The sequence below is a fragment of the Dokdonella immobilis genome, from assembly GCF_900115085.1.
GTDB classification, from domain to species: domain Bacteria; phylum Pseudomonadota; class Gammaproteobacteria; order Xanthomonadales; family Rhodanobacteraceae; genus Dokdonella; species Dokdonella immobilis.
Window position 1 is genome coordinate 19,877 of record NZ_FOVF01000001.1, and the last position, 15,573, is coordinate 35,449.

The 15,573-nt window shown below is 65.8% G+C and carries 10 protein-coding genes; 4 read left to right on the forward strand and 6 right to left on the reverse strand.

Annotation, left to right across the window (positions count from 1 at the left end):
- Positions 1-145 precede the first annotated feature (145 nt).
- Both BM125_RS00070 and BM125_RS00075 read right to left on the reverse strand, forming a co-directional pair.
- Complete coding sequence (locus tag BM125_RS00070; RefSeq protein ID WP_092403856.1) at positions 146-1,987, reverse strand: chloride channel protein; 1,842 nt, start codon at positions 1,985-1,987, stop codon at positions 146-148.
- Between the two features lie 305 nt (positions 1,988-2,292).
- On the reverse strand, positions 2,293-2,694 hold the full coding sequence (locus BM125_RS00075) for a hypothetical protein (RefSeq protein ID WP_092403857.1): 402 nt from the start codon (positions 2,692-2,694) through the stop codon (positions 2,293-2,295).
- Between the two features lie 381 nt (positions 2,695-3,075).
- Here BM125_RS00075 and BM125_RS00080 point away from each other — a divergent pair, with 381 nt between their 5' ends.
- The 3 genes from BM125_RS00080 to imuA all read left to right on the forward strand — a co-directional run bounded on the left by BM125_RS00080 (position 3,076) and on the right by imuA (position 6,819).
- Positions 3,076-5,409, forward strand: a complete 2,334-nt coding sequence (locus BM125_RS00080; protein ID WP_092403858.1) for a CSLREA domain-containing protein — start codon at positions 3,076-3,078, stop codon at positions 5,407-5,409.
- 126 nt (positions 5,410-5,535) lie between these two features.
- A complete protein-coding gene (gene lexA / locus BM125_RS00085; RefSeq protein ID WP_092403859.1) occupies positions 5,536-6,147 on the forward strand; it encodes a transcriptional repressor LexA in 612 nt (203 codons plus the stop codon).
- Positions 6,148-6,150: 3 nt separating this feature from the next.
- Positions 6,151-6,819 (forward strand): translesion DNA synthesis-associated protein ImuA, encoded by a 669-nt coding sequence (imuA, locus tag BM125_RS00090; protein WP_139224787.1) that lies wholly within the window; start codon positions 6,151-6,153, stop codon positions 6,817-6,819.
- A 64-nt stretch (positions 6,820-6,883) separates the two neighbouring features.
- Here imuA and BM125_RS00095 read toward each other — a convergent pair whose 3' ends face one another.
- From BM125_RS00095 to BM125_RS00110, 4 genes are all read right to left on the reverse strand, one after another.
- Complete coding sequence (locus BM125_RS00095) at positions 6,884-7,624, reverse strand: class I SAM-dependent methyltransferase (protein ID WP_092403861.1); 741 nt, start codon at positions 7,622-7,624, stop codon at positions 6,884-6,886.
- 9 nt (positions 7,625-7,633) lie between these two features.
- Complete coding sequence (ispG, locus tag BM125_RS00100; RefSeq protein ID WP_092403862.1) at positions 7,634-8,878, reverse strand: flavodoxin-dependent (E)-4-hydroxy-3-methylbut-2-enyl-diphosphate synthase; 1,245 nt, start codon at positions 8,876-8,878, stop codon at positions 7,634-7,636.
- Between the two features lie 58 nt (positions 8,879-8,936).
- Positions 8,937-10,682, reverse strand: coding sequence for a hypothetical protein (locus BM125_RS00105; RefSeq protein WP_092403863.1), 1,746 nt, complete (start codon positions 10,680-10,682; stop codon positions 8,937-8,939).
- Between the two features lie 118 nt (positions 10,683-10,800).
- Positions 10,801-12,975 carry an acetyl-CoA hydrolase/transferase C-terminal domain-containing protein gene (locus BM125_RS00110; RefSeq protein WP_092404116.1) on the reverse strand — a complete coding sequence of 725 codons (2,175 nt, stop codon included), beginning with the start codon at positions 12,973-12,975 and terminating at the stop codon, positions 10,801-10,803.
- A gap of 115 nt (positions 12,976-13,090) precedes the next feature.
- Between BM125_RS00110 and BM125_RS00115 the strand changes: the two genes are divergently transcribed.
- Positions 13,091-15,499 carry a cyclic nucleotide-binding domain-containing protein gene (locus BM125_RS00115; RefSeq protein WP_092403864.1) on the forward strand — a complete coding sequence of 803 codons (2,409 nt, stop codon included), beginning with the start codon at positions 13,091-13,093 and terminating at the stop codon, positions 15,497-15,499.
- Positions 15,500-15,573 lie beyond the last annotated feature (74 nt).

The following is a 15,573-nucleotide window of genomic DNA, read 5'->3' on the forward strand; positions in this document are numbered from 1 at the left end:
GGCCTTCGATGCCCGCTCGATGCCCGCTCGATGCCTTCCCCAGCTTGCATCCAAGGTGGACGCCTGCCCCAGGGCAGCCGTCGGGATGGAATCCACACACGAAGGCTGCCCGGCCGATGGGCGCAGCCGGATGATGGACCTGGCTCTATCGGGACGGCGACATATGACGCTTGCGCTCGTGCGCTTCACGCAGTCGCTGGCCGTGCGCCTTGAGCAGATCGCCGCGGGTCAGAATGCCGACCATGCGCGTCGACTGGCCTGCGCCAAAGACGATGAGCCGTCCGACATCCGCAGCGACCATGTGATCAGCAGCCTCGCGGAGACTGTGATCCTCACGGACCGCCAATGGAGGTCGCGTGATCAGACTGCCAATGGAGGCGCCGTCAGGCACCGACGCGTCAAACAGGTTGCGCCGAGTCAGCACGCCGATCGCGCGGCCGTCATCATCGAGCACCGGAAAGCCCTGGTGACGTGAAGCATCCTCGCCCTCGGCCAGCCAAGCACGCAGCTTGCTCATGGAATCGTTGGCGCGCAGCGAGATGACATCCCGCGTGCAGGCCTCACTGACTGCAATACGGTCCAATGGATCGGCACTGTAGTCCGAGGGCACGCGGACACCGCGACGCGCGATCTTTTCCGTCATGATGGTATTGCGCATCATCAGGCCGGAAACCAGGTAGGCGGCTGCACAACCTCCGAGCAAGGGCAGCAGCCCATGGGGTTGCAGCGTGGTCTCGAACGCAAAGACTACCGACGTGAGGAACGCACGGGAAGCACCGGAAAAGATCGCGGCCATGCATACCAATGCAGCCATGCGGGGATCGACGTGCAGCGTCGGCAGAGCGTTCGCGATGAGTAGGCCAAGGGCGCCGCCAAGGGTGCTGCCGATGGTGAACAGAGGAGCGAGCGTGCCGCCGGACGTGCCGCTTCCGAGCGCGATCGACCACGAGGCGAGCTTGGCCAGGCACAACATCAGCAAGGCTGAAAGCCCCAGGGTTCCGCTGATCGCGGCGGTAATGTTGGTGTAGCCGACACCGAGCGTCAGGGGTTGCAGATAGCCGATCAGGCCGACAGCGATACCGCCGATCGCCGGCCACCACATCCAGTGCACCGGAATCTTCTCGAAGGCGTCCTCGATCGCATAGCAGAGTTTGGTGATTCCCACGCTGAACGCCCCAATGAGCGCGCCCAGCAGCACGTATATCACCAGTGCACCTGGTGCCGCGGCAGCGACCTCGGGCATCGGAAACATCGGCTCGCTGCCTTCAAGGAGGAATCGAACGCCGGTGCCGACGAACGCCGCCATGGCGACCGGAATCAGCGATCGGGCCTTGCGCTCGAACAGCAACAATTCGATGGAAAGCAGTACCGCCGAAACCGGTGCGGCAAACACGGCCGCCATTCCAGCCGCCGCGCCGGCCGCCAGCAGCGTCTTGCGCTCATCGGCCGTGACGTGGGCGAGCTGGCCCACCAACGAGCCAAGCGCCCCTCCGGTCGCGATGATGGGACCCTCGGCCCCAAAAGGTCCTCCCGTGCCGATGGCCACGGCGGATGAAACCGGCTTGAGCCAGGTCATGCGCGGCGGAATTCGACTCTCGTTGACGAGGATCTGTTCCATGGCCTCGGGGATGCCATGACCTCGAATGGCACGGGATCCCCACCGCGCCATGCCTCCCACGATCAATCCGCCCAGTACCGGCACTACGATCACCCAGGCGCCAAGGTGATGGCCAGCCGGACTTGCGAGCGACGTGTCCCATCGGCCATGGAATGCCAGGTTGGTGACCAGGCCGATCAGTGCCGTAAGCCATGCGGCCACCCCAGCTACGACGGCGCCAAGCACCATCGCCGCGGCCGAGACTCCGACGACCCGTGCGTCGAGAGGCCGAAAGCGTCGAGGCAGGTGCTCTTCGGCGAGCGTTGGGTCCAACGATGGCGCAAGCGGAATGGCCGCACGTGAGTGCGGTTGCGGAGGCGGGTTGGCCATGAGGACTCTGCAACAGCGAAAGGCGGGTGAAAGGCTACACGGATATCGGCGCTGCAGCTGGCTGGAAGATGAACGGGCGTCGCGGTCCGCGGGAATCGAACTTCAGATACCGAATCCGCTGTGATGGTTTGTGTGGAAGCGGTTCCTGCAGGAACTGCGGAGCGGGTCTGTGATTCGGGAGCGCCTGTCGCGCGATCCGGAGAACACGCGCCCCTCCTTCGGGAGCGACACCTACGACTGGGCCGGCGCCCGCTGCGTGAGGCGCGGCATCCTCGACAAAGTGTCACGACATGCACGGCGAAGGATCACGGCTGAAGTCCCAGCTCCTTCAGCGTCTCGATGTTCTTCAGGAACATGTCCCGGGATTCCGGCGTGAGAGCCGCATGCGAGAGCAACGCGTCGTAGCAGCGGATGCTTTCGTCATACAGGCCCAGTTTGGAGTAGTACGCAGCCCGGCTCTGCGCGATGAAATAGGAATCGGTCTCCCGTTCCATGTCGACGGCCCGCGCGTAGTTCTCCAGCGCCTTCGCCGAATCGCCCATCTGGTCGTTCACGACGGCGATGTTCATGCACATGATCGCCCGATCGAACACCGGCAGATCGCTGTGCACGAGTTCCTCGAGGATGCGGATCGCCTCGTCGCGCTTGCCGGCGACCACCAGATCGGAGGCGCGGCTGGCCAGGTTTTCATAGAGTTGCTTGTCCACTTGATCGTTGACTCCTGCAGGTCCCCTAATTGAATCATGCCGTCGCCGGGCGCTGCCTGCGTTAACGGAAGATGCCGGATCGAGGGGCCAGCCGCGAACCCTTTTTTCAATCCTGCGAAGGCAGGAACGCAGTGACCTTTACGCTTCCGGATTCGCCACAGTCGCCGGACCCCCACCCTTGCGGAGGCTCGGGTCCGTGCCCTCCGGGGCAGACGGCCCCGTATGCCACGCGCGAGCCAGATAAATTCCGGTAGCACGAAGTTCCGCTGCTTGTCCTGGCCCCGCGCAGCTCACTCCAGTCGGCGGCTTCAGATGTGCTGGCCCTTGCCGGCGCCCCTTTGCGTGGATGCGCTCAGGAACCACGGAATGCGGAGAGTGACCATGAACCTGCGAAGCCTCGGCCCTGGCCTGGCCATGCTGGTCGCGAGCGCGCAAATCGGCGCCACGACGATTGAAGTTTCCACGCCATTCGACCAGTTCGGCGAGGACGCGACCAAGTGCTCGCTGCGCGAGGCCGTGCAGGCCGCCAACACGAACGCGACATTCGGCGGATGCCCGGCCGGCAGCAGCGCCGACATCATCACCTTCCAGGGTTTCTCCAACCACTTCACGCTGAGCCGGCCCGGTCGCGACGAGGATGCCAATGCCACAGGCGACCTCGACGTCGACGGCAGCGGCGCGATCGTGTTCGTCGGCAACGGCAGCGGCAAGACCATCATCGACGGTGATGGCGTCGATCGCGTTTTCGACCTCGATTGCCGCTCGGACATGAACGTGCAGTTCAATTCGCTGACGATCGTCAGCGGCGATGCCGGCAACAGCAACGGCGGCGGCATCTACGATTGCGCCGGGGCGCTGAGCCTCTATCAGGTGCACATGAGCGAAAACAGCGCCAACCAGGGCGGTGCCCTCACGATCGCCTCTTCCCCCATTGCCGGCAACGTTACCGTTACGCGCAGCGCATTCACGCGCAATCACGCCCTGACCGGTCCCGGATCGGCGATTCGCCATGGCGGCAATGACCTGCTCAAGCTGACGAATACGACACTCAGCGAGAATGACGCGACCGGCAGCGGCGCGCTCTACGCCGAAGGCGACGTCGCCCTCAAGAACGTGACCGTCGCCTACAACACCGGCGCCAGCACCGGCGGCGTCTACATTGCCGGCGGAACGGCCCGCTTCGACAATTCGATCTTCAGCGATAACGTCAACCGCAACACCTCCTCGTCGACGGCGGTCGACCTGCGCTGTGTCCCGACCGCGCTGAGTGACGGCTACAACCTCTGGAAGAATGGCGTGTGCACCTTCGCGGTCAATCGTGCGACCGATCTTGCCGGCACCGATCCCCTGCTCGGCACGCTCGCCGACGCCGGCCGTTCGCGCCCCGTACATGTGCTGCTGCCGGGTAGCCCGGCGCTCAACTCGGGCGCGCCGACCCCGAACGACGGCAGCACCGGCCACTGCGATGCCTACGACCAGCGCGGCATCCAGCGCCAGCAATGCGATCGTGGCGCCTTCGAGGGGCGTGTCGACTACGCGGTCAATTCGACGGCCGATTCACCGGACAGCAATCCCGGCAATGGCGTCTGCCAGAGCGCGATCGGCGGCTGTACGCTGCGCGCCGCGTTGATGGAAGCCGGCGCCCAGGATGTGCCGATCGTCATCACGATTCCGGAGGGCATCTACAACGTCAACATCCCGGGCGAGGACGAGGACCTCGGCGTCACCGGCGACCTTGACATCATCGCGCTCGAGGGCGAGGGCCGGATCCTTATCGGCCAGGGCCCGGACCGCACCGTGATCCGCGGCAGCGGCGTCGAGCGCGTGTTCGACCTCGACGGCAGCAGCCTTTATCGATCCGCGGTCGGGCTGTTCGGTATGCGCATCGAGGGCGGCGACACGGTTCACACCGGCGATGACGGCAGTGCCTGGAACGGCGGCGGCGCCCGCTTTTCGTTCCCGCGCATGCTGACGATCGACCAGGTCTGGTTCGACCGCAACGCAAGCGGGTCGTCGGGCGGTGGCTTGCACGTGCTGCAGGGATCGGGCCCCGTGCGCATCACGCGAAGCGCATTCACGCGCAACTACGCCGTGCGCGACGGGGGTGGCATGAGCCTGGGACAGGGCAAGGACATGGCCGTCAGCAACAGCCTGTTCGCCGACAACCTGGCCGATTACTACGGTGGAGGCCTCGATGTCTACAACACTGGAACCGGAAGGGTCGATCTGTCCTGGATAACCGTGACCGGCAACTACGCGGGTCGACAGGGTGGTGGCGTATCGTTCGGCGGCGGCGAAACCCTGGGCGCTGCCCTGATCACCGGCAACAACGACGGATTGTCCTTCCATGCCCCGGACTGCCTGACGCGCTCGGAGGGCGTGGCCTCGTCGGGCTATATCCTGATTGGCGCCGTCAGTGATGCCGATTGCGTGCTGACCGGCGATCCGACCGGAAACCAGATCGGCGTAGCCATCAATCTCTCGCAGGTCAGCATGGCCGGTTCCGACATCCCGTACGCCGCACCGAAGCCGGGCAGCATCGCGGTCGGTGCTGTTTCCGCCACTCGATGCAGGGACGGATCGGGACGCTACCTCAACGCCGACCAGCTTGACCTGGCGCGTCCGGTCAACAATGCCTGCACGATCGGTGCGATCGAGGGCACGAGCGACCTGATCTTCGCCAACGGTATCGACGACAGCTATGCCGGCGAGTGAGGCGCGCAAGATCGGACCTCGGCGGGACCGGGTTTTCGCGCTGACGGCGCGTCCGGTCTGCCGAACCGCAAACAAAGTTTCGGAAGGGGCTTGCGCGATACGCGCGATATACGTACATTAGTACGTATGGACGAATTCGAGCTGACCGACAACCAACGCCGCGTGCTGGACTATATCCGTCAGCACACGGCCGAGCGCGGCCGGGCACCGACCTTGCGTGAAATCGCCGATGCACTGGGCTTTGCCCGGCACAGCTCGGCCCAGGACTACGTCAAGGCACTCGAACGCAAGGGCGCGCTCGAACGCATTCCGCATCGCGGCCTGCGCCTGAACCATCGCTCACGGACGCCGGCGGCGATGCTGCTGCCCCTCGTCGGTCGCGTCGCCGCCGGCAGTCCGATCCTCGCCACCGAAAACATCGAAGGGGAATTCGGCATCGACGCCAGCCTGTTTCGCCCGCGACCGGATTACTTCCTGCGCGTGGTCGGACTGAGCATGCGCGATGCCGGCATCCTCGACGGCGACCTGGCCGCGATCCACCGCACCGATACGGCCGACAACGGCCGCATCGTGGTGGCCCGGGTCGACGATGAAGTCACCCTCAAGACCCTCGAATGCAAGCGCGGACGGATTCGCCTGCTCCCGTCCAATCCCGACTTCGCCCCGATCGAGATCGACCCGGAACGCGAATCCTTCGCCATCGAAGGACTCTATGTCGGCATGATCCGGAGAACCTGATCGATGTCTGCCGTGCTGGCCTCCCCTCTTCCCGCTCAATTCCCTCCGGCCCGAACCTCTGCGCTCGGCGAGGTGCTGCGGCATCCGGGCATCTGGCGCGGCGGTGCCGAACCGGCGTCCTCGATCCGCACCCTGGCCAGCGGCAATGCCTCACTTGATGCGTTGTTGCCGGGCGGCGGCTGGCCGGTCGGTGCGTTGACCGAAATCCTCGTCGAGAACGATGGCCTTGGCGAGCTCGAACTGGTCATGCCGGCCCTCGCGGCGTTGACCCGGGCGAGCCGTCGGGTCGCGATCATCGCGCCGCCCTACCTGCCCTACCCGCCGGCCCTGGCGGCGGCGGGGGTCGACCTCGCCCATCTCGTGCAGATCGATGCCGGTGTCGCCGATTCGCACTGGAGTGCCGAGCAATGCCTGCGCGCCGGCTGCTGTGCGGCGGTCCTGCACTGGCTCCCGGATGCCGACTACCGGCAGTTGCGCCGCCTGCAACTGGCCGCCGAGACCGGCAATGCACTGGCCTTCCTGTTTCGCCCCCTGCGGGCCTCGGCCGTGACCAGCCCTGCCGCCCTTCGCCTCAAGATTTCCCATTCTGAAACAGGGTCTTGTATCGAAGTCTTGAAGTGCAAAGGCATCATGGACACCCGTCGCGACCCACGCATCCCGCTGCGCGCCTGAGCAGATCGGGGAAATCGCACGGAACGGACACGACGCCGGCCAAGGCGGCGTCGCTGCGGCAATCCTACTTGCGCAGGACCACCATGCCGCCCCGACGGTACTTGGCGAACAGCATCAGCCAACCCATGCCGAACCAGCGCACGAGATCGGAGAGCCACGCCGGCAAGCGTGCCAGCGCGGGCATCTCGTACTGGATCATCGCGAGCATTTTCGGGGTCGGGTAGACCCGCGCACCGCGAAAGCCGGCGGCACGCGCAAGCTTGAGGATCCTGCGCGGCGGCATGTCCTGTTCGGTAACCCCGAACGAATCGACGGCGGCACGGGAGTGTTCGGCCTCGGCATGGCCGTCACCCGGTTCGATCGTGATCAGCATTCCACCGGGTTTGAGTGCGCGACACACGTTGGCCAGGGCCCCGCCGGGGTCGTCGGCATGATGCAGGGCGTCATAGAACAGGGCCGCATCGAACTCGGCTTCGAAACCCAGCGATTCGTAGTCGCAGACGCGAAAATCAAGGCCCTCCAGCCCGGCCTCGCGACGATTGGCCTCGGCCAGGGCGATCATGTCCGGCGCGATGTCCTGACCGGTGACCTGATAGCCGCGCCGGGCCAGGAATACACTCGTCCAGCCGCTGCCGCAGCCGAGATCGAGCAGGCGCGCCGGAGCCGGCGGCAGGACCATGAACACGCCGGCCATGTCGGCCAGCATGCGTCCGCAATCGGGATCCGAAAACGGCTTGCCGCGCGCGTGCGCTGCGCCCGCGTCGCCTATGCGGGCGAGATATTCGATTTCATCCTGCTTGGCCACCGCAGCCGGTCAGGCCGGTCCACGCGAACGATAGGTGCGTGCCACGTAGTCTTCGACCACGGCGATGAAGTCGACGGCAATCGTCTCGCCGCGCAGGGTCATCGCCTTCTGGCCGTCGATGAAAACCGGGGCCGCGGGCGATTCACCGGTACCCGGCAGGGAAATGCCGATATCCGCGTGCTTGGATTCGCCCGGGCCATTGACGATGCACCCCATCACGGCCAACGTCATGTTTTCGACGCCGTCGTACTTGATCCGCCACTCCGGCATCTTTTCGCGGACATGCGCCTGGACCGACTGGGCGAGTTCCTGGAACAGCGTGCTCGTGGTCCGGCCGCAGCCCGGACAGGCGGTCACCATCGGCGTGAACGCGCGCAGACCCATGGTCTGCAGCAGTTCCTGGGCAACGATGACTTCGCGCGTGCGCGACTCGCCCGGCTCGGGTGTCAGCGAAATACGGATGGTGTCGCCGATGCCTTCCTGCAGCAGCACGCCGAGCGCCGCGGCCGAGGCGACGATGCCCTTGGAACCCATGCCGGCCTCGGTCAGGCCGAGGTGCAGCGCGTAGTCGCAGCGTGCGGCGAGATCGCGATAGACGGCGATCAGTTCCTGCACGCCGGATACCTTGCATGAAAGAATGATCTGGTCGCGCGACATGCCGAGTTCCTCGGCGCGCGCGGCCGAGTCGAGTGCGGAGCGGATCAGCGCTTCGCGCGCAACGCGCGCGGCATCCCATGGATTTTCGCGCGCATGGTTCTCGTCCATCAGGGTCGCCACCATGTTCTGGTCGAGCGAGCCCCAGTTCGCACCGATGCGCACCGGCTTGCGGTTGCGCAGCGCCGTCTCGATGATCGACGAAAATTGCGTGTCCTTCTTGCGCCCGAAGCCGACATTGCCGGGGTTGATCCGGTACTTGGCCAGCGCCTCTGCCGCCGCGGGCTCGTCGGCCAGCAACTGATGGCCGTTGTAGTGGAAGTCGCCGATCAGCGGCACCTGCACGCCCATCATGGCCAGGCGGTCGACGATGCGCGGCACGGCCGCGGCGGATTCGGCGTTATTGACGGTCAGGCGCACGAACTCCGAGCCGCTGCGCGCCAGTTCGGCGACCTGGCGGGCGGTAGCCACGATGTCGGCGGTGTCGGTATTGGTCATCGACTGCACGACCACCGGGGCACCATTGCCGACCACGGTCTGGCCAACACGAACGCCAATGCTGGCGCGGCGCTGATGGGCGCTGTCAGGGAGATTTGTCATTGCGTGGGGTACGGCGGCGACGCGCCTGGAAGCATCGGGGTCAGAGTATGCAGGATACTCAACCGGAGTGGATCGCCGCCAGCGCTTCCGCCCCGGCTTCCTCGACCCCTTCGTCCGGAAGGTCCAGCGGTGGCAGTGCGAAGCGCAGATAGGCGCCGGCCGACTCCATGATCCCGGCGCCATTGACCTTCAGGGCGCAGGCCGAAGAAGGCCAGCGATGCGGATCCACCGGCAGGGTCAACTGGATCGACGCCGGCTCGCGCTCGAACAGGCCCGGCGTCAGCAGCGAGCTGTAGATCGCCGCCTCCTGCGAGCGCATCGGCGAGAGCAGGATTCCGCGTCGGTCGTTCATCGGATTTCCGGCGTCGTCGAGCGCGCTGACGCCGATCGCGAGGGACCGCCGTGCCAGCAATCCGATGCCGGCGTCGATACGGCCCTCGTCGTCGATCCGCATCCAGCGGATGACGCCGACCATCCAGTCCGGCGTCGCGCTACCGCTGTCGGCTACCGACAAACCGACCAGTTCACCGACCTTGGCGCGCACCACCTCGCCATGGGCACCCTTTTCCCACAGCACCCGATAGCCGCCGAAACTCTGGTCGACGATACGGACCATGAGCGGCTGGGTGCGCATCTGCTCGCTCGAGGTGATGGCCCAGGAAGCCGCCGGGTCCTGTTCGGAGAGCTGGATCGAGGTACCCCTGACCCGGCGCAGGAAGCTCTCGAAATCCTCGTTGCCGGCGAGCACGAAATGCAAGTCATGCAGCCCGATGACGCTTTGCAGGGTGTAGCCGGCGGGCAGGCGCAACTGGTCGCGCGCACCATCGGAGGTCCAGCTGTCGACCAGGCGCTGCACGAGGTCGATGTCGACCTGGACCGCAGGCCCACCACGCAGGCGGAACGTGGCCAGCCGAATTCCTGATGGCAGTCGGGAAACCTGCGATTCGATGTATTCGAGCAGGGCCGAGAGCCGGAGCGAGAGCACGCCGTCGCCGGCGGATATGCGCTCTTCGGGCAGGTAGCCGGGTCCGTGATCGCTTTCGACGTCGACCGCATGCGCGCCATCGCGGGCCTCGGAGGCCTTTCCCAGTTCGCAATACGGCGCCAGGGTGCTGGTCAGCGCGATGACTTCGAGCAGTTCGCGCTGCGTGTACCGATAGGGATTGGCCAGGGCCAGCAACAGGGCATGTGCATAGGCCGTGCGCGCGCTGATCGCGGCGCCGCTGGCGACATCCTCGACCGCCTTCGCATCGAGGCCGAGTGCGGCGGCAAAGCGGAAGACATCGTGCATGCCCTGCCAGGCGCCCTTCGGCGGCGTTCGATAGAGCAGATACGCCTTGTGCAGGCGCGCGCCACCGTGAGTCAGGGCACGCACGGCCGCCAGCGCCACCTGCTTGCCCCTCAGCATCGGAACGCTGCCGCTGGGTGCGCAGAAGTCGTACAGGGCGGTTCGATAGCCGAGCGCCATCTCGCTCTGGAACTCCTGCGCGAGGATGCCGAGTTCTGTCCGCTGCGGCGGCAATGGAAAACTGGCTCCGATGATCTGCCGATCGACCAGGCCGGCGAGCTGATTGACCGGGCCGCGAAGGAGCTCCAATGCCTCGAGCCTCTCGGCCGCCGCGATGCGCAGCCGGTTCATCGAGCGCAGGGCCTCCACGAGCAGGCGCGCCGTGGCCGAGAAATTGGCCAGGGGCAAGGCGGCGACCCAGGCCCTTACCGCCCGCGCTTCGCTGTTGAAGTCCCCGGCCTTGGGCGGGTGCCGATCGGGGAGATTTCGGAGTAGTCGGCGATGCAGCTCGGTCATGATTCTGGTCCGGCCTGCGACGATGACGCGGCCCGGCCTAAGTTAACAAATATCGGCGCGCTCGGTTCGATTCGTGGCGACGCATGTGCCGCAGCGTGCGGTTGGCGTGGTCGCCGGATCAACCGTGGCGCTCGCGCGTGCGGGTCAGGGCACCGGCGACGAGTCGCGCCATCAGGCGCTCGCGCAGTGAGCGTGGATCCGCCAGTTGCATGCGCTGCATGGCGGCCGGGTCGCGCTGACCGGGCCGGAACAGCGCAGCGATCATGGCAGTCCATCCGCGCGGGCGTTCCAGGCCGGACTTGAGCCACGACAGGGCCGCGAGCAGGCGGATCTCCACGGCGTCGAAATCGCTGCCGAATGGATAGTCGGGCAGCAGCCCTGAAGTGCGCGCGGCGCGCATGCGCCTGGCCAGATTCTCCGCGGTATTACCCGACCACGCTTCGGGAAGAGTGAAATCGGGCGACAACTTGCGGGCCGCAATGGCGTCGCGCACCAGTCCCGCCTGGAAGTGGGCATCGCAGATCGCCAGCATTGCCTTGACACAGTCCTCGTCGGTCTTGCCGCGTAGATCCGCGATGCCGTATTCGGTCACGTAGACGTCGCGCAGATGCCGGGGGATCGTCGTATGCCCGTAGGTCCAGTGGATGTTCGAAGTCAGACGTCCCTTCACGCGCCGGGTGGCCCGCAACATCAGGACCGATCGTGCGTCGTCCAGTCCATGCGCCAATGCGACGAAGTTGTACTGGCCACCGACCCCGCTGACCACGCGTCCGTCCTCGAGTGCGTCGGAGGCCGCGGCACCGAGCGCGGTGGCGACCATGCAGGTGTTGAAGAAGCGGGCGTCGCGGCGCTCCTCGGCCGCCAGCGTCTCGATTCCCCGTTGCAGCAGGTTGACTTCGGAAATGCGGCACATCTCGAGACCGGCATGGTCATGGCCTTGCAGGTTCGCCAGCCAGCGGTAGAGTTCAGCCGAGCCGAGACAGAACCCCCCTTGCAGGTAGCGTCCCCCGATGATCGAGCGTCCGGCGATGTGGCGGTCGATCACCTCCAATGCGTCGCCGGCGTCGAGATCGTTGGCCACGATGGCGCCATCGGGCAGTTGCAGCCCTCCGTCCACCAGGCGGCATCCGGCAGGAACGATGCCGAAGCGGACCAGGCGCGCCAGTCCCGCGCTGTCGAGATGCCGGGGCAGCACCCCCTTGCTGCGCAGTACGGCAGCATCGCCCGACTTCAAGCGCAGGCCGATGGCGCCGGAATCGAGTGCGCGCTGCAGGGCGAGGTCGTCGTGCACCTGGCGCACGAGTATCCCGGCCCGACGCAGGTGCATGAAGCCATCCATGACCATTTCGCTGGACCCATAGATGCCCGTGACGAACGGATCGTGCCCGCCCCAGCGTTCCACCAGCGGGCCGCCAAACCGCTTGCCCTGAAGCGCGGTGAGAGCTCCTCGATATTCGCCGTTGCGCTGTTGCCGAAGCATCAGGGCATGCACGAGCGCATCCGACAACGCTCCGATTCCAATCTGCAGGGTTCCACCATCGCGCACGAGCGTGCTCGCATGCAGGCCGATCGCGTATTCGACGTCGTCGACCGCATTGCGCGGCAGGGCAAACAGCTTCTGCGTTTCGGCGGGCGCGTCCAGAACGATGTCGAACAGGCCTTCGGCACTGCCGACATCGGCATCTCCGGAAAGGAAGGGCATCGCCTCGTGCACGACCGCGACCACCAGCGGTTTCGGCGCACCCGCCTCGCGCATGCGGTCGAGCAGGTCCAGCGTCACGTCCGGATTGCAGCCGAGGCTGTAGCACCATCCGTCTTCCCGGGCGCGGCGAGCGACCAGCTGCACGAGGACATTGACGCCCTGGGTCGCGAGGTCGCCGGCGACCTCGGTGTAATTGAGGCTGACGTAATCGCGCTGGGCGACCGGGGATGACAGCATCGCGCCCGACTGGAAGTAGAACTCGTGGACGCGGACGTTGGCCGGAAGCTGTCCGGCGCGCATCGCGGCGGCGTATTCGAGTCGTGGATAGTCGCTGCCGAAGTGACGATCGAGAAACGGCTGCGCGAATCGTCGCTCGAGGTCGCTGCCGGGCCTCGGCACTTCCAGCGAGAGCGCGGTGTGAATGGTCAGGCGGCAACTCGGTTCGGCCACCACCCGGCGATAGATCGCGTTGATCAAACGGTTGGGTTTGCCGAGGCCGAGCGGCGCCGCCAGCACGATGTTGCCGGCGCAGTGCTGAAGGATCCGCTCGGCGCAGTCCTCGAGGTCAACCAACTGCCTAATACCCTGCATGCCTGTCTCGACGGAATCCCATTGAGGCATCCTACTGCGCGGGCGGGGAAATTGCGCATCGATGCCCACGACGGCGCCCAGCTTGGGTATGATCGGGTCCGGGCGGAGGAACATCATGGGTGAGCGCTTCAAGATCGCGATCGTCGGATCCGGGCCGGGGGGGCTGTCGGCGGCGGCACGCGCTGCCGAACGCAACGAGTCCCACGTCCTGCTCGAAGCCGAACCGCATCTGTCGAACACCATTTATCTTTACCAGAAGGGCAAGTACGTCATGGACGAGCCCGGCATCCTGCCGCTGCGCTCTCCCATCCCGTTTGCCGCCGGCCTGCGTGAAACCATCCTCGAAGGCTGGGACGAGGCGGCGGCCCGCCTCAAGATCAACGTGCGGCATCAGCACGAAGTCTCCGCGATCAAGCGCCGGGACGACGGCATCTTCGAGATCAAGTGCAAGAACGGAAACTCCTTCGAAGCCGAGGCCGTGGTCCTCGGGATCGGCTTGCAGGGCAACCTGCGCAAGCTCGGCGTTCCGGGTGAGGACCTACCGTTCGTGCAGTACCAGCTCGACGATCCCGATGCCTACGAAGGCGAGACCATCGTCGTGGTCGGCGCCGGCGACGCGGCCATTGAGAATGCGGTGGCCCTGGCCAGGCAGAACAATGTCGTCATCATCAATCGCAAGGATGAATTCGGGCGCGCCAAGAAGGGCAACGAGCAGGCCATCCTGAAAGCCATCGACGACGGCCTCATCGAGTGCTACTACAACTCGGCGCCGGAGAAGGTCGAGGCGCTCAGCGCTGGGCGCAAGCCCGGCCGCATGATCCTCAACACGGCCAATGGCCGTGCCCAGATCCTGCTCGACCGTGTCATCGCCCGACTCGGCGCGACCGCCCCGCGCGGTTTCGTCGAAGCCTGTGGCGTGGTCTTCCCGAACAAGGACCCGGCCTCGGTCCCGGCCATCAGCGCCCAGTACGAATCCAACGTCAAACGTCTCTACATCGTCGGCGCACTGGGTGGCTACCCGCTGATCAAGCAGGCCATGAACCAGGGCTACGAGGTCATCGAATACATCACCGGCAATGCGGTCGAGCCGGCCGACGCACCGCTGCTGAAAGCCAAGTTCGCCAACCTCAAGGGAATCGGCAGCGTCGACCAGGCCCTCGCCCAGATCCAGAAGAACGTGCCGGTGCTCTCGCACATCACGCCGTTGCAGATGCGCGAGTTCATGCTCGACTCCGATATCCGCACCCCGGCCGCCGGCGAAGTGATCTTTACGCGTAACGACTATACGAACAGCTTCTATTCGATCGTCGAGGGCGAGGTCCGCATCGAGGTCGAGGGCAAACCCCAGCCCGTGGTCCTGAGGCGCGGAGAATTCTTCGGAGAGATGAGCCTGATCTCGGGGCGCCGGCGCTCGGCCACGGTCACCGCAGGCCCGAACTGCATCCTCGTCGAGACGCCGCGTCGTTCGATGAACCGGTTGATCAACTCGGTCGAGGCGGTCAAGGCCGACATCGATCGCGTCTTCATCATGCGCGCGATCCAGTCGCGTTTCGCCTCCGAGGCCAGCACCGAGCAGCTCGCGGAAATGGCCGCAAACGCCACGTTGCAGCGCTTCAAGGCCGGCGACTACGTGTTCCAGGAAGGCGACGAGGGCGACTGCCTGCACCTGGTACGCATCGGTTCCCTGACCATCTCCCGCAACATCGGCGGCAAGGACATCGTGCTGACCTATGTCGCTGCCGGCAACTATGTCGGCGAGATGGCCCTGATGGGCGAGTCGAAGCGCTCGGCCAGCGCCCGCGCGGCGATCGCGACCGAAACGATCCGCCTCGATGGCGCGGTCTTCAAGAAACTGATCAGCCGCATTCCCGCCCTGAGGTTGCGCCTGCAGAAGGAATTCAAGGAGCGCACCGCCGCCAATCTCGCCATGCAGTCCCTGCCCGGCGGCGGCGACATCATCTCCTTCCTGATGGCGCAGGGTGCCGGCGAAGCCACCGACATCCTGCTCATCGACGAGTCGCTGTGCGTGCGCTGCGACAATTGCGAGAAGGCCTGCGCGGAAACCCACAGCGGCACCTCGCGGCTCGACCGCGAAGCCGGGCCGACCTTCGCCAACGTGCATGTTCCGACCTCGTGCCGGCATTGCGAACACCCGCATTGCATGAAGGACTGCCCGCCCGATGCCTTGCGGCGCGCGCCGAACGGCGAGGTCTTCATCGCCGACAACTGCATCGGATGCGGCAACTGCGAGCGCAACTGCCCGTATGGGGTGATCCACATGGCCAGCAAGCCGCCGAAGAAGCCCGGACTGCTGCAATGGCTGCTGCTCGGGCGTGGCCCCGGTCCCGGCGAGGCGCCCTACGATCCCAACGTCAAGAAGGATCCGACGGCAAAGAAGGCGGTCAAGTGCGACATGTGCAAGGACCAGGCTGGCGGTGCTGCCTGCGTGCGCGCCTGCCCGACCGGCGCGGCCATCCGCATCAGCCCCGAGGAGTTTCCTGCCTATGCCCAGTCGAGGCGTTGACGCGGTGTTCGCGAGCACCGCGTCCAGACCTGCCCTGACCCGCGAAGCCTCGACCGGTCGGGGCTGGCGCCTGC

What these genes read in the sequence shown, in the direction of transcription:
- imuA (WP_139224787.1), top strand. Translation starts at nt 6,151, where the DNA reads ATGTCTGCCGTGCTGGCCTCCCCTCTTCCCGCTCAATTCCCTCCGGCC.
- BM125_RS00110 (WP_092404116.1), bottom strand. Translation starts at nt 12,975, where the DNA reads ATGCAGGGTATTAGGCAGTTGGTTGACCTCGAGGACTGCGCCGAGCGG.
- BM125_RS00070 (WP_092403856.1), bottom strand. Translation starts at nt 1,987, where the DNA reads ATGGCCAACCCGCCTCCGCAACCGCACTCACGTGCGGCCATTCCGCTT.
- ispG (WP_092403862.1), bottom strand. Translation starts at nt 8,878, where the DNA reads ATGACAAATCTCCCTGACAGCGCCCATCAGCGCCGCGCCAGCATTGGC.
- lexA (WP_092403859.1), top strand. Translation starts at nt 5,536, where the DNA reads ATGGACGAATTCGAGCTGACCGACAACCAACGCCGCGTGCTGGACTAT.
- BM125_RS00080 (WP_092403858.1), top strand. Translation starts at nt 3,076, where the DNA reads ATGAACCTGCGAAGCCTCGGCCCTGGCCTGGCCATGCTGGTCGCGAGC.
- BM125_RS00115 (WP_092403864.1), top strand. Translation starts at nt 13,091, where the DNA reads ATGGGTGAGCGCTTCAAGATCGCGATCGTCGGATCCGGGCCGGGGGGG.
- BM125_RS00105 (WP_092403863.1), bottom strand. Translation starts at nt 10,682, where the DNA reads ATGACCGAGCTGCATCGCCGACTACTCCGAAATCTCCCCGATCGGCAC.